At 45.1% G+C, this 21,165-nt stretch carries 20 protein-coding genes; 13 read left to right on the forward strand and 7 right to left on the reverse strand.

Annotation, left to right across the window (positions count from 1 at the left end; translation table 11 throughout):
* Positions 1 to 149 precede the first annotated feature (149 nt).
* The 4 genes from ACXAH6_RS18660 to ACXAH6_RS18675 all read right to left on the reverse strand — a co-directional run bounded on the left by ACXAH6_RS18660 (position 150) and on the right by ACXAH6_RS18675 (position 3,968).
* On the reverse strand, positions 150 to 890 hold the full coding sequence (locus ACXAH6_RS18660; RefSeq protein ID WP_474879306.1) for a gluconate 2-dehydrogenase subunit 3 family protein: 741 nt from the start codon (positions 888 to 890) through the stop codon (positions 150 to 152).
* Position 891: 1 nt separating this feature from the next.
* Positions 892 to 2,568 carry a GMC family oxidoreductase gene (locus ACXAH6_RS18665; protein ID WP_474879307.1) on the reverse strand — a complete coding sequence of 559 codons (1,677 nt, stop codon included), beginning with the start codon at positions 2,566 to 2,568 and terminating at the stop codon, positions 892 to 894.
* Positions 2,568 to 3,275: a 3-keto-disaccharide hydrolase gene (locus ACXAH6_RS18670; RefSeq protein ID WP_474879309.1), complete on the reverse strand. Its 708-nt coding sequence runs from the start codon at positions 3,273 to 3,275 to the stop codon at positions 2,568 to 2,570. Before ACXAH6_RS18670 ends, ACXAH6_RS18665 begins: the two co-directional genes overlap by 1 nt.
* Before the next feature lie 183 nt (positions 3,276 to 3,458).
* Positions 3,459 to 3,968 (reverse strand): gluconokinase, encoded by a 510-nt coding sequence (locus tag ACXAH6_RS18675; RefSeq protein WP_474879311.1) that lies wholly within the window; start codon positions 3,966 to 3,968, stop codon positions 3,459 to 3,461.
* 124 nt (positions 3,969 to 4,092) lie between these two features.
* On the opposite strand from ACXAH6_RS18675, the gene ACXAH6_RS18680 reads away from it, so the two are divergent.
* The 11 genes from ACXAH6_RS18680 (at position 4,093) to ACXAH6_RS18730 (ending at position 15,332) form a co-directional block, all read left to right on the forward strand.
* Positions 4,093 to 5,463, forward strand: a complete 1,371-nt coding sequence (locus ACXAH6_RS18680; RefSeq protein ID WP_474879312.1) for a GntP family permease — start codon at positions 4,093 to 4,095, stop codon at positions 5,461 to 5,463.
* A gap of 194 nt (positions 5,464 to 5,657) precedes the next feature.
* Entirely contained in the window at positions 5,658 to 6,674 is a 1,017-nt protein-coding gene (gene dusA, locus ACXAH6_RS18685; RefSeq protein ID WP_474879313.1) for a tRNA dihydrouridine(20/20a) synthase DusA, read from the forward strand.
* Positions 6,675 to 6,885: 211 nt separating this feature from the next.
* Entirely contained in the window at positions 6,886 to 7,173 is a 288-nt protein-coding gene (locus tag ACXAH6_RS18690) for a hypothetical protein (protein ID WP_474879315.1), read from the forward strand.
* Between the two features lie 571 nt (positions 7,174 to 7,744).
* A complete protein-coding gene (gene pspA / locus ACXAH6_RS18695; RefSeq protein WP_474879316.1) occupies positions 7,745 to 8,404 on the forward strand; it encodes a phage shock protein PspA in 660 nt (219 codons plus the stop codon).
* A 69-nt stretch (positions 8,405 to 8,473) separates the two neighbouring features.
* Positions 8,474 to 8,677 (forward strand): PspC domain-containing protein, encoded by a 204-nt coding sequence (locus tag ACXAH6_RS18700; protein WP_474879318.1) that lies wholly within the window; start codon positions 8,474 to 8,476, stop codon positions 8,675 to 8,677.
* Entirely contained in the window at positions 8,677 to 9,015 is a 339-nt protein-coding gene (locus tag ACXAH6_RS18705; RefSeq protein WP_474879320.1) for a hypothetical protein, read from the forward strand. Before ACXAH6_RS18700 ends, ACXAH6_RS18705 begins: the two co-directional genes overlap by 1 nt.
* 91 nt (positions 9,016 to 9,106) lie before the next feature.
* A complete protein-coding gene (locus ACXAH6_RS18710) occupies positions 9,107 to 10,099 on the forward strand; it encodes a DUF2333 family protein (protein WP_474879322.1) in 993 nt (330 codons plus the stop codon).
* Positions 10,100 to 10,106: 7 nt separating this feature from the next.
* Positions 10,107 to 10,862, forward strand: coding sequence for a TIGR04219 family outer membrane beta-barrel protein (locus ACXAH6_RS18715; RefSeq protein ID WP_474879324.1), 756 nt, complete (start codon positions 10,107 to 10,109; stop codon positions 10,860 to 10,862).
* 180 nt (positions 10,863 to 11,042) lie between these two features.
* On the forward strand, positions 11,043 to 12,875 hold the full coding sequence (locus tag ACXAH6_RS18720; protein WP_474879325.1) for an assimilatory sulfite reductase (NADPH) flavoprotein subunit: 1,833 nt from the start codon (positions 11,043 to 11,045) through the stop codon (positions 12,873 to 12,875).
* Positions 12,875 to 14,590: an assimilatory sulfite reductase (NADPH) hemoprotein subunit gene (gene cysI, locus ACXAH6_RS18725; RefSeq protein WP_474879327.1), complete on the forward strand. Its 1,716-nt coding sequence runs from the start codon at positions 12,875 to 12,877 to the stop codon at positions 14,588 to 14,590. Before ACXAH6_RS18720 ends, cysI begins: the two co-directional genes overlap by 1 nt.
* The gene (locus ACXAH6_RS18730; RefSeq protein ID WP_474879328.1) at positions 14,580 to 15,332 is read left to right on the forward strand and encodes a phosphoadenylyl-sulfate reductase; all 753 of its coding nucleotides are present in this window, start codon (positions 14,580 to 14,582) and stop codon (positions 15,330 to 15,332) included. Before cysI ends, ACXAH6_RS18730 begins: the two co-directional genes overlap by 11 nt.
* A 14-nt stretch (positions 15,333 to 15,346) precedes the next feature.
* On the opposite strand, the gene ACXAH6_RS18735 is transcribed toward ACXAH6_RS18730, so the two are convergent.
* Positions 15,347 to 16,255: a TIGR03899 family protein gene (locus tag ACXAH6_RS18735; RefSeq protein WP_474879330.1), complete on the reverse strand. Its 909-nt coding sequence runs from the start codon at positions 16,253 to 16,255 to the stop codon at positions 15,347 to 15,349.
* A 131-nt stretch (positions 16,256 to 16,386) separates the two neighbouring features.
* Between ACXAH6_RS18735 and ACXAH6_RS18740 the strand changes: the two genes are divergently transcribed.
* Entirely contained in the window at positions 16,387 to 18,624 is a 2,238-nt protein-coding gene (locus tag ACXAH6_RS18740) for a bifunctional diguanylate cyclase/phosphodiesterase (RefSeq protein ID WP_474879332.1), read from the forward strand.
* Positions 18,625 to 18,646: 22 nt separating this feature from the next.
* On the opposite strand, the gene ACXAH6_RS18745 is transcribed toward ACXAH6_RS18740, so the two are convergent.
* Positions 18,647 to 19,237: a uracil-DNA glycosylase family protein gene (locus ACXAH6_RS18745; protein ID WP_474879345.1), complete on the reverse strand. Its 591-nt coding sequence runs from the start codon at positions 19,235 to 19,237 to the stop codon at positions 18,647 to 18,649.
* A 102-nt stretch (positions 19,238 to 19,339) separates the two neighbouring features.
* Between ACXAH6_RS18745 and ACXAH6_RS18750 the strand changes: the two genes are divergently transcribed.
* Positions 19,340 to 19,651, forward strand: a complete 312-nt coding sequence (locus ACXAH6_RS18750) for a pyridine nucleotide transhydrogenase (RefSeq protein ID WP_474879334.1) — start codon at positions 19,340 to 19,342, stop codon at positions 19,649 to 19,651.
* Positions 19,652 to 19,718: 67 nt separating this feature from the next.
* Here the strand turns inward: ACXAH6_RS18750 and sthA are convergent, their stop codons facing one another.
* Complete coding sequence (sthA, locus tag ACXAH6_RS18755) at positions 19,719 to 21,152, reverse strand: Si-specific NAD(P)(+) transhydrogenase (RefSeq protein WP_474879336.1); 1,434 nt, start codon at positions 21,150 to 21,152, stop codon at positions 19,719 to 19,721.
* Between the last annotated feature and the right edge of the window lie 13 nt (positions 21,153 to 21,165).

The raw sequence follows: 21,165 nt of genomic DNA on the forward strand, positions 1-21,165 counted from the left end.
CCCAACACTCGAACAATAAAGCTGCTATAAAAAATATCGCGATCGCAGCCTTCGGCTGCTAGAAAAAATAAACCCCTCTGAAAAAAGAGGGGTTTATCATCAATCTGCCGCGTTTTTAAACGCGGTTTTTTGTTTGTGCAGCTCGTCGTTCAGCCTGTAAATTGATATTGGCTCAGGCCAAGCTCATCCAGTACCGTTTTGAGGTGCGCTAAGGCTTCGGGTGTCGGGCCTGGGTAGTCACCCGCAATAGGCACATTACCCATGTATCCTATTTCCTCTGTGCCTTGAGGCGTACAGAAGTAAGCGGCTAATACCAGAGACCGAAAGCGCGAAAACGCGTGTGAAATCTTGCTAAATTGTGGCGCAGTGCCCCAATAGGCTATATCGTCAAGAATCGCTATTTGTGTGGTTTTTGGCAGTTTTATAAATGACGTACCTCCGCGAATTTCGGCTTCATCATCCAGCCATGCCAAAGCGCTCAAAATAGTGAGGCGATCGCGGTGTTGATTTTCATACGGAGAACTCACCCATTCATCAACCACATCCGGTACGCCAACCGAAGAAGCCGATGGTTGATTGCCATCTTTCGGTACTATGTAGTCACACAGTACTGCCACTAATGTGAGTTGTTGCGGTGTTAACGTTCGCGGCCACGGAGACGTCGGTGGCATTATCATATTGGGATCTTTACCGTAGCCTTTGGCCGTTATAGGCGGTAGCTTCACTTCGGGCCAATGGCCGTTGGTGTCGGCGACTGGTGTGGGCTTGTCATTGGCGTATGTTGTTAACCCGGGGAGGGCAGTACTTGCGGCTAATGCTCCCAACCATTTGAGTGATTGGCGACGCGTGATCTTGGGTAAATACTGGTACTCGTCCTTTGATTGGCTCATTTTAAAGCGCTCCCTGTTTTAACTGTGTGGCAAGCCAATTCGAATTGCGCATAGCCAAAGTCAGAATGGTTAAGGTGCAGTTTTTATGTGGGTTTGAGGCAAACACGCCGCCGTCCATTACAAACAGGTTCTTACAATCCCAACTTTGCCCCCATTCATTGGTGACAGAATCTTTGGGATCGGCCCCCATTCTCGTTGTGCCAACTTCATGAATGATTTCACCGCCTTTTAAAATAGCCTTTTCGGGTTCGGGAATATCGCCGATGTCAGCGCCCATGTTGGCGAATATTTTTTTTGCGGTTTCGAAACCGTGCTTGATTTGCTTCAATTCGTGCTCAGACCATTTCCAGTGAAATTTAGAAACGGGAATACCCCATTTGTCTTTAACTGTGTCGTCGATTTCCATGTAGCAATCGTCGTTGGGGACCATTTCTCCCCGCAATGCGAAGCCAATATAAGAGCCATATGCCGCTTTAGCTTCATCTTTTAATGCTGTGCCATAGCCTTCAAAGTTGCCCGCTACCCATGCGCCAGGTTCACGAAATCCGCTGCCTATTTCAAAGTGGTAACCTCGCGGAAAATCTAACTCGCCTTTGGCTTGCGCTTCGTGCCCCCACCATGGAATAAACAAATGGTTAGAGGTGTGTCCATCTTCGTTGTAGCGAGGACGGCTGCGTAAAGCGGGCACATAAGCGCCCATATTGGCGCCGGTAGAATCCATTAAGTTTTTACCCACTTGTCCGCTTGAGTTAGCTAGGCCTTTGGGGTGTTGTTCGCTTTTCGAGTTCAGCAAGATACGGGCTGATTCACATGCACTGGCGGCGAGAATAACAACTTTGGCATTTAGGGTAATGTCTTGCCCCGTTTTTTTATCGACATAGGTAATACTGTTGGCGATACCAGATGCGTTGGTGTGGACTTGACGCACCATGGCATCGGTGATCACCGTTAAGTTCCCCGTAGCCTTCGCCATTGGAATTAACGACGTGGTGGTTTGAAATGCAGCACCGATTGAACAGCCGTGGCCACAAGGTGTGGCATAGAAGCACTTAGCTCGGTTCTCCATATTTTGGGTTAAAACAGCACGGTGCATATGTGCCATTTCAATCCCTTCTTTTTTGGCCGCGGCCGCAACCAATAGTTCAGTTACTCTTGGTTTGGGAGGGGGTTGTAATACGCCTTCTGCTGAATCCGGCATATCATCAAGGCCAGTGTTTTTGCCACAAACACCCACCAGTGCTTCAGTTTTATCATACCAAGGCGCTATATCTTTGTAATCAAACGGCCAATCGGCGCCCAACCCATCTCGACTTTTACCTTTAAAGTCATGCTGGCTAAAGCGCAATGAATAACGCCCCCAGTGGTTTGTTCTTCCGCCGAGCATTCGTGCGCGCCACCATAAAAACTCACTGCCGTCGGCAGATGTGTAAGGTTCATCTGGTACAGTCCAACCGCCATCGACAGTGGCATCGTAAAAGCCAAAGTCTTTGTCTTTGTTACCCGTTCCCATCAGTGGCGCTTCGCCTTTGCGTTTAAACATGGGCGTTTCGGTTCTCGGGTCGTAATCACGTCCCGCTTCTAGCATGAGTACCTTAATCCCTTGGCGAGTGAGTTCATAAGCAGCCATGGCACCGCCAGCACCAGAGCCAACAATCACTACCTCATAGGGCGCAGCCATTATTTTAGCTCCTTAACTTTTATGTTTTTAAACCACACTACATTACCGTGATCTTGCAGCCCTATTGCGCCACTGGAATTAGCGGCAAAACCTTCCCAATTAGCAAACTTGCTATTGGCTACAAGGTTTTTCCATGTAGAGCTATCTATTACTACCGTTGTGGTCATCACGCCGTTTTGTTCGATCTGTAGGAGTTTGTCTTGCAGTGAAATCGTTACCTGGTTCCATTCTCCAGCCGGTTTTAGCGCTGAATGATGAACTGCAACCATATCGTAAAGCGAGCCAGCTAAATGAGTATCGATTTTGTTGTCGTGGGCTTTTTCATTGTCGAGAATTTGAATTTCAGGCGCATGGGCATAAATTGTTTTGCCAGTTTCATCGGCCAGAATGAATATACCGCTATTACCACCTTCAGAGATTTTCCATTCTAATTTGAGAATAAAGTTCTCATATTGCTTATTTGATACTAAGTCACCAGCTCCGGCTTCGGTTAACTTCATGGCGCCATTATCAATCACCCATTTTTCGCTTACATTATCGGCCTTAAAATTGTGCCAACCACTGAAATCTTTGCCGTTAAAGAGTAACGACCAACCGTCAGATTTCTCTGCGAGACTTAGCTGATTGTCTGCTGCTAATGCATTGTTAAATAATGATAAAGAGAGTACTGTGCCCGCGACTACACGGGAGATTGCATTGATCTTCATTTTGGGGTCCCTGCCTGTTGTTTCTTTTACTATATGTAAAACTTTTGTTATTTTCTTTTATGAAAAATCACAATAACAAAAGTTGTTTGCAAAACCATCAATACAAGAGGAATCCCCGAATTCTGCTGGTGAATGACAGCAAATGAAATGGGTTACATGCAGACGAAAATGAGACTAAATGCGTTAAGTTATCTGTAGCTGTTTGAGTGCTGAAGTCACGATGTCATTCACTGTGGCATCTATCGCGATGGTAATCACATCTTTTTCATCATCTTGTGGGCGTTCTAACGTACTCAGTTGACTGCGCAACATGTCGAGTTTCATAAAGTGGCCTTGTCTGTGACTTAGTCGGTCGGCCAGTAACGGCTCTGTTCCTTCCAAGTAAACAAATCGCACTTTGTGATTGCCGTTTCTTATTTGGTCGCGATAGCGCTTTTTAAGTGCTGAACATACAATAACGCCGACCTCGTTTTTATGCTCAATACTGAATGCCGCATCGCTGATGCGTTCTAACCAAGGGGCACGGTCGTCATCATTGAGCGGGGTGCCCGCAGCCATCTTCAGAATATTAGCTTTGGGGTGGAGGTCATCACCATCAATAAATTTTGCGTTGAGCGCATTGGCAAGGGCAACGCCAATCGTACTTTTGCCGCTGCCCATCACACCCATTACAACAATACTGGTTCCTTTCATATTTCCTCAATGATATAAAAATACGTCATTGTTAAAAAAATGTATCTATGTTGCTTTTTTAATAACATGTTACCGGTTACAGTGTCATCCATAAAATAACCAAAATATAATAAATGGGGTAGTCATGGACCCAATTTCACACATCTCTGAACCCAGTTACTTATTATCGACGGGCGTTTTCGCCATTGTCGCGCTGCTCGTACTAATTCTTTGGTTACGGGTTCATGCTTTTCCTGCTTTGATACTTGTGAGTTTTACCACCGCCTTAGTAGCCGGTGTGCCTTATGACCACGTGGTGCCAGTGATGTTGTCGGGCTTTGGTGGAACACTGGCATCAGTTGCTTTATTGGTGGGGTTGGGTGCCATGATAGGCAAGCTGTTAGAGGTGACAGGTGGTGCAGCGGTTCTAGCCGATGGACTCATCAATCGCTTCGGCAGAGAGAAAGCGCCATTTGCGCTAGGTATCGCGTCTTTATTGTTTGGCTTTCCTATCTTTTTTGATGCTGGGCTTATTGTCATGATGCCCATTTTAATGAGTGTGGCGCATAAATTTGGTGGTTCACCATTAAAATATGCCTTTCCCTCCGCTGGCGCTTTTGCCGTAATGCATGCTTTTGTTCCACCACATCCAGGGCCAGTTGCTGCCTCTGAATTGCTCGGAGCAGACATGGGACTGTTGCTCGTTATTGGTGGTATTATCGCCTTACCAACCTGGTATTTGGGGGGGTATTTATATGGTTTATACGCGGGCAACAAATTCACCGTTCCTTTGCCAGCGCTGTTTTCATCACAGGGGGAAACCGTATCAAAACGGCCTCGATTCTCATCAGTGTTAGCAATTCTTATTACGCCAGTTTGTTTAATATTTCTCGACACAGGCTTTAACACCTTGCAAACCATAGGCGTTGTCTCTGATGACGCTAACTGGGTCAATATATTGAGAATGCTAGGTAAAACGCCTATTGCCTTATTGATTACGCTTATGCTGTGTTTAGTGATGTTTGCGCGACAGGTTGGGCGTGCAAAGTTAGAGCAGCTTTGCTCTGACTCACTCGGCCCTATTTGCGCCGTAGTTTTAGTCACTGGAGCTGGTGGCATGTTTGGTGGGGTATTGAGAAGCAGTGGGATTGGTGAAGCCTTGGCGCAATTGTTGTCAGACACGGGGATGCCAGTGATTGTCGCGGCATTTGTGATTGCCACTTGTATTCGCGTAGCACAAGGTTCAGCAACTGTGGCACTGACTACCACAGCAGCGTTAATGGCTCCTGTGGTTTCCGCCACCACGGGGCTTTCTGCCATCGATTTGTGTTGTATCGTGATTGCTATCGCAGGTGGCGCGACGGTATTGTCTCATTTCAATGACTCAGGCTTTTGGCTGGTATCGCGATTGTTAAATATGGACGAAAAAACCACCTTAAAAAGCTGGACCGTAATGGAAACATTACTCGGCAGTATTGCTTTTATATTGGCTGCCGGGTTGAGCCTTGTTGCATAAAAGGGCGTAAACCTTTGTTGGTCAATCATCTAGATGGGCTTGGCGGGATCAAAAAATATGCTGTGAGCCTTTTTAGTTTTGGTTGGTATCTGTGGTAAAATCTTGCGCTGCGAATTGGCAAAGTGCCGATATGCAGATGTTCGAAACGTACAGAGAGAAACACAGTGACAACTACTTCTATAAAGTCCTCCACGATGATTAATCATTCCCTCGATCGCCGCTTTTCCGTGGCACCCATGCTGGATTGGACGGATCAGCACTGTCGTTATTTCTTACGTCTTATCTCTAAACACGCTGTACTTTATACGGAAATGGTAACTACAGGGGCCTTGATCTTCGGTAAAGGTGATTACTTGGCTTTTAACCAAGAAGAGCATCCAGTTGCGGTGCAACTTGGTGGTTGTGATCCTGATGATATGGCTCGTTGTGCTGAAATGTCTCAAGCGCGCGGTTACGACGAAGTGAATATCAACGTGGGCTGTCCTTCCGACCGGGTAAAAAACGGCAGTTTTGGCGCTTGTTTAATGGCACAACCTGAAGTTGTGGCTGCTTGTGTAGCGAAAATGCAAGAGGCCGTTGATATTCCTGTTACCGTGAAATGCCGCATTGGCATTGACGATATGGATGAATATGAAGATTTTAGCCGTTTTATTGATGTTGTTGCTGAGGGCGGTTGCGATACCTTTATCGTGCACGCGCGTAAAGCTTGGTTGCAGGGGTTAAGCCCAAAAGAGAACCGTGAAATCCCACCGCTTAATTACGAGCGAGTTTATCAACTCAAAGAGGCTCGCCCTGAACTGAACATTTCTTTAAATGGTGGTGTGAAAACGCTTGCCGATTGTGCCACACATCTAGAAAAGTTAGATGGCGTGATGGTCGGTCGAGAGGCCTATTCTAACCCTTACTTGCTCGCGGGTGTTGATCAGCAGTTATATCAAGATGATAGAACAGTCATGACTCGACAAGACATCGTGCTAGCCATGCAAGACTATATTGATAATCACGCGACACCAGGTTTTCGTCCATGGCATGCGGCGCGACACATGTTGGGCCTGTTCCAAGGTCAAGCGGGTGGGCGTATCTGGCGGCGCTATTTAAGCCAAAATGGCACTGGCCCTGGGCCGAAAGACAAACTGTTATTGCGTGCGTTAGATGAAGTACTAAAAGCGCAAAAACAAGTTGAGGCGTTTCAATCCACCAAGGTTGGTTAAATTTACTAACCTTGAGTGTCAAATTGACCAACTCTTGGTTTGTTTGATTTTTGTACTGTTTCAGGTTTTTGATGAAATTTAATAAAATTCATATAAATCAATGAATTAAAAATTTGGCACACCTCTCGCTATAAGTCAAGTGTACTTAAAGAGTGCAACACGGCACAGCAAACAGTGCCACTTAACTTAAAAACTATAGAGAGGAAACACCATGAAATTTTCATCAATTATCGCTGCTGCTGTTGTTGTATCTGGATTGTCTGTAAGCGCTTCTGCGTCGGCTCAAGAAAACACAATTGAAAACGTGTTGAGCAATTTTATCAGTTCTGCTGTATCTGTGACTGCCACTGAAATGCAATACGAAGTCGAGCAAGCCGTTGCTAACACCACACACTTTTTTACCGTTGAAGCGAACGAAAAAGTAGAAGGCAAAGTAACTATTAAAGAACTTGCCGTTAATGAGCAAGAAGAAAAAGATAGCGCGACAGAAGTTGAATAATCATGCCTGGGTTGTTCTCGCAGTCTGTGTCGTTACTGGCCTTACTGTTAACACCAGTCATTTTTATTGCCATTAGCGCAACCGTCATCATCAAAGGGCGAATGTGGTTTAAACGACCAAATCGAATAGCATTTGCCCCTCCTTCGAAATGCAGAAAGTCTTCCTAAACTTTCTGCATTTTTTATTACCAAGCCTCCATCCATCTTTTACTACGCTCAGTTAACGGCGTTCCTAATCGCTTCCTACCGCTTTTCTCGAGTACCAATTTACTTATCAGTAGTGTGCTAAAACAGCGTACAGAAACCGGCTATGGCATCCAAGTTCGTTCATCTTTGTTGTTATTGGTTACCACAGCTTGCGATCCGAATGAGTAAAAAGCAGTGTGGTCAAATTTACTAACAGAGTGGTGATATTCACTATTTGATGGTTTGGCTAATTCAGTATTGTTCAGTCATCAAAACAAAAAATTAAAAAAACCATATTAATCAATAGCATAAAAACTGGCACGTCACTTGTAATGTCTAAGGTGTGAAAGAACAAAATAAAGCACGCATCCAATGGAGGAATCACTATGAGCATGTTTTCACGTATGTCAGACATTATCCAATCAAACATTAACGCGATGTTGGATAAAGCCGAAGACCCTGAAAAAGTTATTCGTTTAATTATTCAGGAAATGGAAGAAACCTTAGTTGAACTTCGCTCTGTGGCAGCAAAACAAATTGCTGAGCAGAAATTCCTAAGCCGCAAAGTCAGTAAGTTGGAAGCGCAGGCAGAGGAATGGCAAAACAAAGCGCAATTGGCGATTGAGAAAGACAAAGAGTCGCTGGCCCGAGCAGCATTGGTTGAGCGTCAATCTGTATTGCAGAAAGTTGAAGAACTCAAGGCACAGGCCATTCAGGTTGAAGATGCATTGGGTAAATTGCAAGACGACACTGCAAGGCTGAATGAAAAATTAGCCGAAGCAAGAGCCAAACAAAAAGCGATGGCAATACGCAAAAACTCCGTAGGCGTGCGTTTAAAAGCGAAGCAAGTAGAGCACAGTACTAAAGTGAACGATGCCATGGCGCGTTTCGATAGCTACGAACGTCGGATTGATGAGTTGGAAGCCCAGGTCGATGCCTATGACTTGACTGCTGAGTCTCAGTCTCTTGAAAGCCAATTCCGTGAATTAGAAGCCGACGACGTGATTGAAAAAGAGTTGGCTGCGCTGAAAGCCAAAGCGGCTTAATTTTCTCTAACCCCATTGTTACCTGCGGCCCGCGATAGGCGGGCCCCATCATCAAAAGAGGTGAAACCGATGAAAGATGTATTTCCTGAAAACCGTATTACAAGAAGCATGGGGCGCGCAGTGATTTCTGGCGTTTGTGCTGGCCTAGCCAAATATTTTGAAGTTAAGGCGTTGTGGATCAGAGTGCTAGCGGTTATTGCCTTGGTGATGGCGCCTGTGATTACTCTTGCGCTTTATGTTGCAGCGGTATTTTTGTTGCCAAGGGGGACCTAATGAAAAATCTATTTATTGCATTGATTATAGGTATTTTATTGGTCAATGGAGTGGGGTTAGTTGCGCAGTCGTGCTGGGGCTTTGAAATGCTGATGGAAAATCATTACTTGTCGTTTATGGAAAGCGTGTTGGTCTTCACGGCGATTGCAGCGGTACTGGTCATTGTAGGCTTTATTGTCACCATTAGCGTGATTGGCGGGGTAATATTTGCCTTTTTTGCCGCAGGCGCTGCCTTGTTATTTGCTGGGTTTGGCTTATTATGGCCTGTAATATTGATCGGAATTATCTATCTTCTTGTGCGCAAGCGGCCAACGGTACAAGCATCGCATCGTTACTAATTAAGTAACGAGCGAGCCACACTAAGATAGCGTACAAAAATCAAAAGTAGCCTGGTCACACACGACCAGGCATTTGCTTTCAGGGAGTGTCATGAAACAGTACTTAAACATCAAGTATATCGGAGGCGCTGCTCTCCTTTTGGTTATTCTATTCTGGATTATCGGCTTTGCTTGGAGCTTTTATCCTGCCACCTTCGACGTTAAAGCTAATGCTCAGTCGCAACTTTCCAATAAAAATGTTGAAGAAGTTCGTGGTTATGTCACCACAAGTACCGTTATTACCGTAGCGAATACACTCATGGATAAACCCGGTGGCTACCTGTCGAATGATGTCACGCCTCCCGGAATTTTTGTAGACGATATGCCAAGTTGGGAATTTGGTGTGCTGGAAATGACCCGTGATATGGTGTTGTCGATGCGCAAAGATTTCAGCCGCTCACAATCACAATCAATTGAAAACCCGCATTTAGTTCAGGCTCAGCCGAAATTTAATATCGATAGTCGCAGTTGGATTATGCCTTCTGCTGAATCGGAATATGAAAAAGGCATTGAGCTATTACGAGCGTACCAAGCTGAGTTAGCCGACCCTAGCATGGGCACGAGCCAATTTTATACCCGTGCTGACAACCTGAGAGAATGGTTAAAGCAAGTGGAAAAACGCTTAGGTAGTTTGTCGCAACGACTCAGTGCCAGTGTTGGTGCCGAACGAGTGAACACCGATTTGGCTGGAGACAGCGCGGCAGGCCAATCGACCCCAACACCATTGAGTTTACAAACCAAAACAAGTTGGTGGGAGTTGGATGATAACTTCTATGAAGCGAAAGGAGCAGCGTGGGCGCTATTACATTTTTTGAAAGCCGTTGAAGTGGATTTTGCTGATGTGCTGGAAAAGAAAAATGCACGAGTGAGTTTACAGCAAATTATTCGAGAATTAGAGGCGACGCAACAGAGCGTTTGGAGCCCAATGATCCTCAATGGCAGTGGTTTTGGTATGCTAGCTAATCACTCGTTAGTCATGGCGAACTATATTTCCCGCGCAAATGCAGCCATAATTGAACTATCTGAACTACTCAATCAAGGATAAGGACACTATGAAAAAGCACATTCTGGCAACAGCTGTAGGTTTTACTCTCATGGCACCTATGGCCAATGCAGATATGCTACTAGGCATTTATGCTGGTGCACAAGGGTGGAACACGTCGACATCGGGCGGTTTTGCATCGGAAAATGCCACCGCAGATTTAGATTTTGACGACAAAACCAACTCGTCGTTCTATGTGGCTTTAGAGCATTTCGTACCTTTAGTACCTAATGTAAAACTTGCGCGTACCACGCTAAATGCCGACGGCGACACTACGATCAATACTAACTTTGAGTTCGACGGCAACACTTATGTGGCTGGCGAATCTATTTATACTGAAAGTGATGTAACCACGACAGACATCATTCTTTACTATGAATTGTTTGATAACGATTTAGTTAGCTTCGATTTGGGTATAAATGCGAAGTATATCGATGGTACTTTTATCGCAAACAGCAACGACGGTACTACCACCGGTGAGCAAGACTTTTCTGGTGTAGTTCCTATGGTATACAGCCGCGTAGCGGTAGGCTTACCTTTCACTGGTTTAGGTGCTTATGCTGAAGGTAGCTACTTGTCGATAGACGATCACAAACTGAGTGATTTTCAGGTTGCGTTAACTTATTCATTGCTTGATAACATCGCTGTCGATATGACTTTCCAATTGGGCTATCGCGATGTGACTGTGGATATTGAAGATCTTGATGACGTTTATGCCGACCTTGGCTACGACGGTGTGTTCGCGGGTGTAGAGGTTCACTTCTAATACCATCCAGTGTAATGAGTGGCGAGATTGAACATTTTGCCACTCGTTACTCTTTTAATTGCTAATAGTTCGCATTTGTGAGCTTTTAAGCACTTTAAGTAATAAAAAAGTTGGATTAATTCTTTCCTCTCTTTCATTAAACTCGTTAGTCTTGTGTCATCAAATTAAGGCAAATGAGTTATGTCACAAAATCCTAATCAGAACGCAACACAAAGCGCACCTGGGGCCATCGTTAGCGAACCTCAATGGAATGCTATCACTCAAGCCATTGCAGGGCTTAATACAAACCAACTTACGTGGGTAAGTGGGTATTTAGCTGGCTTGGCTGCGAGTCAAGGTGGTCAAGCTGTTGTTGCCCAATCTGCTGCGCCCACAGCAGCGGTAGATACCCCTACACTAACCATTTTATACGGCTCGCAAACGGGTAATGCCAAAGGCGTGGCCCAGAGTTACCAAGCTCAAGTTGAAGCGGCAGGTTACAACAGTAAGCTTATTAATATGGCGGACTACAAGCCTCGCCAATTAAAGAGCGAAACCCATGTTGTTATTTTTGTTAGTACACATGGTGAAGGTGAAGCGCCTGATGATGCTGCAGAATTGCATGAGTTTCTTGGTGGCAAAAAAGCGCCAAAATTAAATGACTTGAAATATGCGGTATTAGGATTAGGTGATACCAGTTACGAGTTTTTCTGCCAAACCGCAAAAGATTTTGATACGCGTCTTGCTGCGTTAGGCGGCACGGCATTACTGCCTCGTGAAGATTGCGATGTGGATTATGAAACGCCTGCTAAGGTATGGGGTGAAAAACTCACGGCATTACTCAAAGACGATTTCACTGCGTCGAGTGGTGCAGTTGCAGTGCAGTCTGGTAGTGCTGTGCAGGCGGTAGCCGCTGCACAAACGTATACTAAGAAATCGCCGTTTAAAGCCACCTTAGTAGAAGCGCAAAAAATTACAGGTCGTGATTCAGTTAAAGACATTCGCCATATTGAAATTAGCTTGGAAGACTCAGGTATTCAATATCAACCTGGTGACGCTCTTGGAGTGTGGTTCAAAAACGATGACGCACTCGTTGATGAGATAATCGCGTTAACGCAAACCAACGCCGACGACACTGTAACGGCTGGTGAACAAGAAACAACATTGAAAGCCGCATTGGTGAACAAGCTGGAGCTGACACTCAGTTATCCGGGTTTTGTTCAGGCTTATCAAGCTGCGACAGAGAGTGCTGCGTTGGGTGATTTGTTGGCCGACAAAGCCAAATTGCGTGAGTACCTCGCTGATCGCCAAATTATCGATATTGTGCGTGAACACCCCGCGAAGGTCAGTGCTCAATCTCTGGTTGATGCGTTACGTCCCCTTACGCCGCGCTTGTACTCAATTGCGTCAAGTCAGGCAGAAGTGGAAGAAGAAGTACACCTAACAATAGCACATGTGGATTACACAGCCTTTGACAAACGTCATCAAGGCGGCGCTTCAGGCTATTTGTGCGAGCGTTTAGAAGTAGGTGGTGAAGTAGAGGTATTTGTTGAAAATAACGATAACTTCCGTTTACCAGCAAACCCAGACACGCCGGTGATCATGATCGGCCCTGGTACAGGTATTGCTCCTTTCCGCGCGTTTATGCAAGAACGCGACGTACAAGGTGCAGAGGGTAAAAACTGGTTGTTCTTCGGCAACCCTAATTTTACTCAAGATTTCTTGTATCAAACTGAGTGGCAAGCCTACGTGAAAGACGGCCTAGTGAATAAGGTGAGCTTGGCGTTCTCTCGTGACCAAGAAAACAAAATTTATGTTCAGCATCGCATTCTTGAGCAAGGCGCGGAAGTATTCCAGTGGCTTGAAGAGGGCGCTCATGTTTATGTTTGTGGTGATGCAAACCACATGGCTAAAGATGTTGAAGCAGCATTGTTGTCTGTTATATCGCAATATGGCGAAAAGTCAGATGCGGATGCCAAACAGTACTTACTCGCAATGCGCAAAGCGAAACGTTATCAGAAGGATGTATACTAATGAGTAATGAAAAATCGCCTTTTATCGTAGAGGGCAAACTCGCTGATAATGAAAGAATTAAAGGTCAGAGTCGTCATCTACGAGGCACGATTGCCGACGATCTGAAAGATGACATGACCGGTGGATTTACGGCGGATAACTTCCAGTTGATTCGTTTCCACGGCATGTATCAACAAGACGACCGTGATATCCGTGCAGAGCGCACCAAGCAAAAGCTTGAGCCGCTGCACAATGTGATGCTTCGCGCACGTTTACCGGGCGGAATTATCTACCCTGAACAGTGGTTGGCAATTGACGAATTTGCTGATTCTCACACGATGTACGGCAGTATTCGCCTCACAACACGTCAAACGTTCCAGTTTCACGGTGTGTTAAAACCACATATTAAGTTAATGCACCAAACACTGAATAAAGTGGGCATTGATTCTATTGCAACGGCAGGTGATGTTAACCGTAACGTGTTGTGTACGTCTAATCCAGTTGAGTCTGAAGTACATCAGCAGGCGTATGATTGGGCGAAGAAAATCAGTGAGCATTTACTACCAAAAACCCGCGCTTATGCAGAGATTTGGTTAGACGGTGAAAAGCTCGAAACCACTGATGTAGAGCCTATTCTAGGTGATAACTACTTACCGCGTAAGTTTAAAACTACTGTTGTGATTCCGCCGCAAAACGATGTTGACGTTCACGCAAACGACTTAAACTTTGTCGCGATAGCCGAAAATGGCCAGTTAGTTGGTTTTAACGTGCTTGTCGGTGGTGGCTTGGCCATGACCCATGGCGATAAGTCTACTTATCCTCGTAAGGCAGATGATTTTGGTTTTATAGCACTTGAAGACACGCTAGCGATTGCAGAAGCCGTTGTAACTACACAACGAGACTGGGGTAACCGTGTTAACCGTAAGAATGCGAAAACCAAATATACACTTGAGCGTGTTGGCGTAGAGAATTTTAAAGCCGAGGTTGAAAAGCGTGCCGGTGTAACGTTTGAACCTAGCCGTGAGTTCGAATTTACCGGCCGTGGCGACCGCTTTGGTTGGGTAGAAGGTATCGATGGTAAATACCATTTAACCGTATTCATAGAAAACGGGCGTATTCTTGATTACCCGAATAAAACGTTGAAAACCGGTTGTCGTGAAATCGCTAAAATCCACCAAGGTGATTTCCGTATGACCGCGAACCAAAACTTGGTCATCGCGGGCGTGCCAGCTGAGCAAAAAGAAACGATTGAAGCATTGGCGCGCGAACATGGTTTGATCTTGCCTGAAGTAAGTAATCAACGTTTAGATTCAATGGCCTGTGTTGCGTTACCAACATGTCCGTTGGCGATGGCAGAAGCCGAGCGTTATTTGCCAGATGCAGTGACAGAACTTGAAGGTTTGCTGGCTAAACACGGCTTGCCTGACGACAGTATTATCTTCCGCGTGACAGGTTGCCCAAATGGTTGTGGCCGCGCGATGTTGGCTGAAGTTGGCTTGGTCGGTAAAGGCCCAAGTAAATACAACTTACATTTAGGCGGGAACCGAGAAGGGACGCGAATTCCACGTATGTATCGCGAAAATATCAGCGACCGTGAAATCATGGCAGAACTAGACACCTTAATTGGCCGTTGGTCAAAAGAGCGTGAATCTGGCGAAGCGTTTGGTGATTTTGTGGTGCGCGCAGGTGTGGTAGCGCCTGTTGTAAACTCTGCTCAGGATTTCTATGACCAGTAATCTGTCTGTCAAAAACCAACCCTTGTCGATTGATATCGACAAGGCTTCGTTGGCGAGCATTAACCAAGAGCTTGAAGCTATGACACCTGCTGAGCGCGTAAGTTGGGCCTACCAACACTTACCCGCCACGCATATTGTCTCTTCGAGCTTTGGGGCGCAGTCAGCGGTAATGTTGCACTTACTGACCCGTGAGTGTGCAGACATTCCCGTCGTATTGACTGACACAGGGTATTTATTTCCTGAAACGTACCAATTTATCGATCGTATGACCGAGATGTTGGACTTGAATCTCCACGTTTACTCAGCGCCAATGACAGCCGCATGGCAAGAAGCGCGTTTTGGTAAGCTATGGGAAAAAGGCGTTGAAGGCATTGAGCAATACAACCAAATGAACAAGGTTGAACCCATGCAGCGTGCGCTGAAAGAGCTCAACGCGGGAACCTGGTTTGCAGGCTTGCGCCGCAGTCAGTCTGACACGCGCCAGCATTTACCCGTGCTACAACGCGTGCAAGGTCAGTTCAAGATGTATCCTATTATTGATATGTCGAACAAAGATTTGCATTACTACCTCAAAGACAACGAATTGCCGTATCACCCTTTATGGGACGAAGGGTACGTGTCGATTGGTGATTGGCACACAACCCGTTCGTTGCAGGAAGGCATGGAAGAGCAAGACACGCGCTTTTTTGGTCTTAAGCGCGAATGTGGGTTGCACGAATTTGGTGATGGCGATGGCATTTAATGCTATCGCTTTCCCTATTCCACAATAAAACCCGGCGTCAAAACTTGGCGTAATGCCGCCTGATATTCCGGGTTTTCCTGACGGCTGATCAGTTTGTACAACTCCGCTCCCACCGACGTAAACTTATAATATTTCAACGCCATTCCTGAGCCTCTTGGTGTGAGGTTGAATATACCGCTGGCCGAACGCCATACCACGCGCTTCTCTGGGTCTAATTCACCGGTTTCAATTTCACTGGCATAAATTAATTTCATATCGATAAGAGCGAGTAGGTCGGGATAAGATAAACCGAAATTCCCTAAATTCACTTGCCCAGGCCTCTGCTTAAACAGTTTGCTGAGCAACCCGCGTTTTTGGTGATAGCCAATAAGTAATCTAGGAATACCATCACCTTGCCGACGGCTTGCCAACTTGGCTGCTTGTAGGAATAACTTGGCATCACGTTGGGTTAAGTTAGTCAGTGTTTCCAAACTACGCAGCGAAAAACTACCCGGCTGGCTTGTTTCTACTGCAAATATTTTCCCCCATAATTCCTGCATCTGTGTGGAGTGAATGTTTTCTGCCATGCGAATAAAATTAAAGAACCAGTCTGGGTCCATTTTTTCTGCGCTGGGTTCACCTACTGACACGGTTAATGCATTTTCTAAAATAGAAGAGAGGTTTTGCATCACACGTACTGCTTGAATGTCACGGCGACGGTCAACCGCACGTTTTCGCGACTTTTCATCATGAAAAATCATGCCTGGGCTTATTCCCGCTTTAGCGAACCACAAATGCATTTGCTGTTTAACACTGCTGGTAGCCTGATGCGACGATGTGACTTCTTTCGGAAGATCGGCTTTTGCCCCTGACGCGGTTGTTGCAGTTTTTTCCGTACTCACTTTTGTTGTGGGTATTGGGTTGTCGTTATTGGTTATTTTCATAAATCGTGTATTGTTAACCTCAGCTGTACACCTGAATGTAATGTTTTCAAAAAGGCGTCTGTAGATTGCTTTGCAAAGTTTTACATTCAGGTTACGATGGTTACTGAGCGTATTTTGGACACAAGCAGAGCATGTCGCAAGCAGATTACGATAATGATGAACTGATCTTCCTGGATGAAGATAGCCACCCCGAGTTAGATAGCCACGTATATAGAGAGTGGAATTTACTTATTGTCGACGACGATGAAGAAATTCACACGGTTACACGTTTAGCGTTATCCGATCTGATTGTTCATGATCGAAAATTAAATTTTATTCATGCCCATTCGGGGGAAGACGCCAAAAAGTTACTGCAACAATATGGTCACGAAATCGCAATCATCTTGCTCGATGTGGTGATGGAGACCGATATCGCAGGTTTGGACGTGGTGAAGTACATGCGCGAGGAGCTGCATTTAACGGAGCCTCGAATTATTCTTCGCACTGGTCAGCCAGGTTTTGCTCCCGAAGAAGAAGTGATCAAAACCTACGATATTAATGACTATAAAACCAAGACTGAGTTAACACGAGGAAAATTACTTACCACTGTTATCTCTTCTATTCGCTCCTATCAACAAATTCTTACTATCAATCAGAGCCGTTTAGGGCTGCAAAAAATTATTCATTCAGCGGCAAATCTGTTGGAAGAGCATTCCATTAAAGGGTTTTGTGAAGGCATTGTCACACAAATTAGCTCACTGATTGGCTTAGAGGCAGAGGGCGTTGTTTGCGCGAGAGCTGGCTCTGTTATCGACAAAGAAGACGATGGCGTTTACGTTTTAGGAGCGGCAGGAGACTTTGCCTCTTACATCAATGAACGCATAGAAAGCCTACATAATGCCGCTATTGTTGAGACGGTGAACCGTTGTTTAAGACTAAAAAAGCACATTTTTGAAGATCATTACTCAGTACTGTATATCAACAGTTCTGGGTTTGAGGCTGCCGTTTACGTGAACATGAGCGATGCACTCAATGACATAGATAAACAGCTACTTGAAGTGTTCATATCGAGTGTGTCTATTGGCTATGAAAATGTTTACCTCTTCCATGAATTGCGCAATGCGGCATTTAGAGATTGGTTGACGAAATTACCTAACCGCAATGAATTTATTAATATGTTAGAGCGGGCTAGCCAATTTCACTTAGATCAGAAAATGAGTGTCGCTCTAGTCGATATTAATCACTTCTCAGATATTAATGATGGTTTGGGACAGGAAGTGGGTAATGACTTACTGCGAGCTGTAGCGAACCGAATGGAGTTGTCGTTTAGTGATCGCGTGAGGAAAGGGCGTATAGCGGCTGACGTATTTGGTCTACTTGGGCCACAATCTGAAGTTAATCCCGCGACCATCAATGAGTTATTTCAATCTTCTTTTACCGCTGGCGACAATACCATGCCGGTGAACGTTACACTGGGATTTTGCGGTGTTGACGGCGACAGAGTAAAAGGCTTGGAGTTGCTCAAGCGAGCGAATATTGCATTAAATCGCGCCAAGAAAAATGTCACCGACAACTTTGAATTTTTTGCTCCTGAAATTGAAGAGCAAACTACCCATAGATTGAACCTTACGCGTAAATTGCGTACTGATTTTGCCGCTAGAAAACTGGAGTTGTGGTTTCAACCCCAAGTGGACCTCGTGAGTGAAAAAGTGGTGGGAATGGAAGGCCTATTGCGCTGGCCTGATGGCAATGGTGGTTTTATTTCTCCCGCCGAATTTGTGCCTCTGGCCGAATATTCAGGCTTGATCGTAGAGATTGGTCAATGGGTGCTAGAAGAATCTTGTCGTCGCCTCAACCAATTGGATGAAGCTGGACACAGTGACATACGCGTAGCGGTTAATGTGTCAATTCCGCAGTTCAGAGATTTATGGTTCGTACAGAAAGTGAAAGACACGCTGTTGCGCAGTGGTTGTGAACCAAGCAGATTAGAGCTGGAAATCACTGAGAGTGTCGTCATGGACGAGCCTCAAATTGTGATCGACGCTTTGCGCTCTTTAAAAGCATTTGGTGTGGCTATTGCCATTGACGATTTTGGTACTGGGTTTTCGTCGATGAGCTATCTCCAAAAGTTACCGTTGGACAGGCTTAAAGTGGATCGTTCTTTCGTCAGTGACATAAAACCTGGTGAGAGTGCGTTTATCGCTGAGACTATCGTGACTCTGGGTAATAAACTCGGGTTGATTACCATTGCCGAAGGGGTAGAAAAGCGAGAGCAAGCATCTTATATGATCAAATTAGGGTGTGATGAAGCGCAAGGATATTTGTATGCGCGGCCCATGCCCTTTGATGAGTTACTTAATTTTCTTGCCGAACAGCAAAAAGAGCAGTAATACGCGACTACATTGCTGGGCTTTAAATTAACTTAGAAACTTTGTTTTTGAGTTCGGGAAGTATCTCGTCTTCGAACCAAGGGTTATTGCGTAGCCATCGGTTATTTCTGCCTGAAGGGTGCGGTAAAACCATACAGTTGTTGCTTTGCTCATGGTGCTTTTGTACAGCATCGGTCAGCGTTTTGTATTCGGGAAGATAATATTGCTGGGCGTATCGACCAATGAGCAACGTGAGCGCGGGTTTTAGAAGGCTAATAAACTTGTTATGCCACAGTGGGGCGCATTCCGGTCGAGGCGGCGCGTCTGCCTTGTTTTTGTATCCAGGAAAGCAAAATCCCATAGGGAGAATGGCAAACTGTTGGTCGTTGTAAAACACATCGGCGTCAACATCTAACCAGCCTCGTAGTCGCTCGCCACTTTTATCATTCCAAGGCGTATTAGATTCATGCGCTGCAAGCCCAGGCGCTTGGCCGATAATAAGAATGTGCGCTTGCTCACTTATTTGAATGATCGGCTTGGGATGAAAAAGAAGGTGTTTTTTACAAACATCACAGTTATCAACTGCTTGAGAAAGCTGGCGTAACGAAATTATATTATTTCTCAAATATTTCACTGCTGTCATATTAGTGTCATACAACTATGATCTTTTCTTGCGATCTGTAAGTATTAACAGTATACTTACATTCAATGAAGTTCACAATTGCAGGAGAAAATCATGCGTAAATTAGTAATCGGATTAGCTTTACTGTTCACTGCCGGTGTAGCGCATGCAGAGTCTGGTAAAAACCAACTTTTCACTTGCATGGATCGCACAACTTTTGAAGTGAACAGCGAATGTATGGCTAGTCAAATTAGCGCAAACGTTGAATATAAAAAAGTAGAACAAAAGATGATGGATGTTGCCAACGTAAACGGTGATTATGCCATTGCCACTATGACATTCGATCCTAAGAAAATGCAGATTGATATTGTCGCTCATCGTGATGCACTTCAAGCGATGAACTTAAAATTGCCTCTAGCGCAATAAGCAAAGTTAAAATTAAAAAACCGGCTCAACAGCCGGTTGTTTTGTTTTTAAGAGGCTGACCACCAGATCAGAAAATCCGGTTTAAGCCATTGAGTGCGGCTACTCGATACGCTTCCGCCATAGTCGGGTAGTTAAATGTTGTATTAACGAAATACTCAATATTATTGTTCTCGCCAGGTTGCTGCATAATCGCTTGGCCTATGTGAACAATCTCTGAAGCACGTTCACCGAAACAATGAATGCCCAAAATCTCTTTCGTTTCACGGTGAAACAGAATTTTCAAACTTCCTACCTTAGTCGATGCAATCTGCGCGCGAGCGAGATGCTTAAATTGCGCCCTTCCTACTTCATAGGGCACTTTCATTTGAGTGAGTTCTTGTTCTGTTTTTCCTACAGAACTAATTTCTGGAATGGTGTAAATACCTGTGGGAATATCTTCTACTAATTGTGCATTTGCCTTGCCTTTTAGCATGGCTTCAGCGGCAAATCGGCCTTGGTTATAGGCTGCAGAAGCTAAGCTTGGATAGCCAATTACGTCGCCCACAGCAAAGATATTCTCAATTTCTGTTTGGTAATTGCTGTTTACTTTAAGCTGACCACGTGAATCCGCTTTTAAACCAATGTTCTCTAGCCCTAGCATGTCTGTATTACCGGTTCTGCCGTTGGCAAAGAGTAAACAGTCGGCTTTCATCTTTTTACCCGATTCAAGATTAACAACCACGCAGTCGTCTCGGCCTTCTACCGACTCGTAACTTTCCATATGGCGGATTACAACTCCGTTATTCCATAAGTGATAACTCAGAGCATCAGAAATTTCAGCATCGAGGAATGACAGCAAACGGTCACGCATATTCACAAGGTCTACTTTTACTCCTAGACCACGGAAAATCGAGGCATATTCAGTACCGATAACACCTGCGCCATAAATAATAACGGTTTGAGGGTGGTGATTAAGGTCTAAAATGGTGTCGGAGTTATAGATGCGGGGGTGTGTAAAATCGATATCTTTCGGTGTATAGGGTCGCGAGCCAGTCGCTATGGCAATTTGTTTCGCCGTAATTTCATCATGAGAGCCATCAGGCTTCACAATTTTTAGGGTGTGTTGATCGATGAAGCTGGCTTCGCCCTGAATAAGGGTGACGCGATTACGGTCATAAAAGCTACTGCGCAAGCGAGTTTGACTATGAATTACGCCACTGGCGTGCTGCATAATGTCGGAAAATGTTAAGTTGTGAGTAGCGTGTAGCTCACCAAATAAGGGGTTGTTATTGTATTCAATTAAACGACTTACTGAATGACGTAGTGCTTTAGACGGGATAGTGCCCCAGTGCGTACATCCACCACCTACCGCTCTATAACGCTCAATCACGGCGACCGTTTTACCTGCTTTGGCTAACTGCATGGCAGTACCTTCACCACCGGGGCCGGTGCCGATGACAATAGCGTCATATTGGAATGATTTGGGCTGTGCTTTTTTCGCGTTGGTAGACTTCTGGCTCATAGTAAACTTCGCA

Source organism: Alteromonas sp. ABE4_545 (genome assembly GCF_056161325.1).

What these genes read in the sequence shown, in the direction of transcription:
- ACXAH6_RS18660 (WP_474879306.1), bottom strand. Translation starts at nt 890, where the DNA reads ATGAGCCAATCAAAGGACGAGTACCAGTATTTACCCAAGATCACGCGT.
- ACXAH6_RS18665 (WP_474879307.1), bottom strand. Translation starts at nt 2,568, where the DNA reads ATGGCTGCGCCCTATGAGGTAGTGATTGTTGGCTCTGGTGCTGGCGGT.
- ACXAH6_RS18670 (WP_474879309.1), bottom strand. Translation starts at nt 3,275, where the DNA reads ATGAAGATCAATGCAATCTCCCGTGTAGTCGCGGGCACAGTACTCTCT.
- ACXAH6_RS18675 (WP_474879311.1), bottom strand. Translation starts at nt 3,968, where the DNA reads ATGAAAGGAACCAGTATTGTTGTAATGGGTGTGATGGGCAGCGGCAAA.
- ACXAH6_RS18680 (WP_474879312.1), top strand. Translation starts at nt 4,093, where the DNA reads ATGGACCCAATTTCACACATCTCTGAACCCAGTTACTTATTATCGACG.
- dusA (WP_474879313.1), top strand. Translation starts at nt 5,658, where the DNA reads ATGATTAATCATTCCCTCGATCGCCGCTTTTCCGTGGCACCCATGCTG.
- ACXAH6_RS18690 (WP_474879315.1), top strand. Translation starts at nt 6,886, where the DNA reads ATGAAATTTTCATCAATTATCGCTGCTGCTGTTGTTGTATCTGGATTG.
- pspA (WP_474879316.1), top strand. Translation starts at nt 7,745, where the DNA reads ATGAGCATGTTTTCACGTATGTCAGACATTATCCAATCAAACATTAAC.
- ACXAH6_RS18700 (WP_474879318.1), top strand. Translation starts at nt 8,474, where the DNA reads ATGAAAGATGTATTTCCTGAAAACCGTATTACAAGAAGCATGGGGCGC.
- ACXAH6_RS18705 (WP_474879320.1), top strand. Translation starts at nt 8,677, where the DNA reads ATGAAAAATCTATTTATTGCATTGATTATAGGTATTTTATTGGTCAAT.
- ACXAH6_RS18710 (WP_474879322.1), top strand. Translation starts at nt 9,107, where the DNA reads ATGAAACAGTACTTAAACATCAAGTATATCGGAGGCGCTGCTCTCCTT.
- ACXAH6_RS18715 (WP_474879324.1), top strand. Translation starts at nt 10,107, where the DNA reads ATGAAAAAGCACATTCTGGCAACAGCTGTAGGTTTTACTCTCATGGCA.
- ACXAH6_RS18720 (WP_474879325.1), top strand. Translation starts at nt 11,043, where the DNA reads ATGTCACAAAATCCTAATCAGAACGCAACACAAAGCGCACCTGGGGCC.
- cysI (WP_474879327.1), top strand. Translation starts at nt 12,875, where the DNA reads ATGAGTAATGAAAAATCGCCTTTTATCGTAGAGGGCAAACTCGCTGAT.
- ACXAH6_RS18730 (WP_474879328.1), top strand. Translation starts at nt 14,580, where the DNA reads ATGACCAGTAATCTGTCTGTCAAAAACCAACCCTTGTCGATTGATATC.
- ACXAH6_RS18735 (WP_474879330.1), bottom strand. Translation starts at nt 16,255, where the DNA reads ATGAAAATAACCAATAACGACAACCCAATACCCACAACAAAAGTGAGT.
- ACXAH6_RS18740 (WP_474879332.1), top strand. Translation starts at nt 16,387, where the DNA reads ATGTCGCAAGCAGATTACGATAATGATGAACTGATCTTCCTGGATGAA.
- ACXAH6_RS18750 (WP_474879334.1), top strand. Translation starts at nt 19,340, where the DNA reads ATGCGTAAATTAGTAATCGGATTAGCTTTACTGTTCACTGCCGGTGTA.
- sthA (WP_474879336.1), bottom strand. Translation starts at nt 21,152, where the DNA reads ATGAGCCAGAAGTCTACCAACGCGAAAAAAGCACAGCCCAAATCATTC.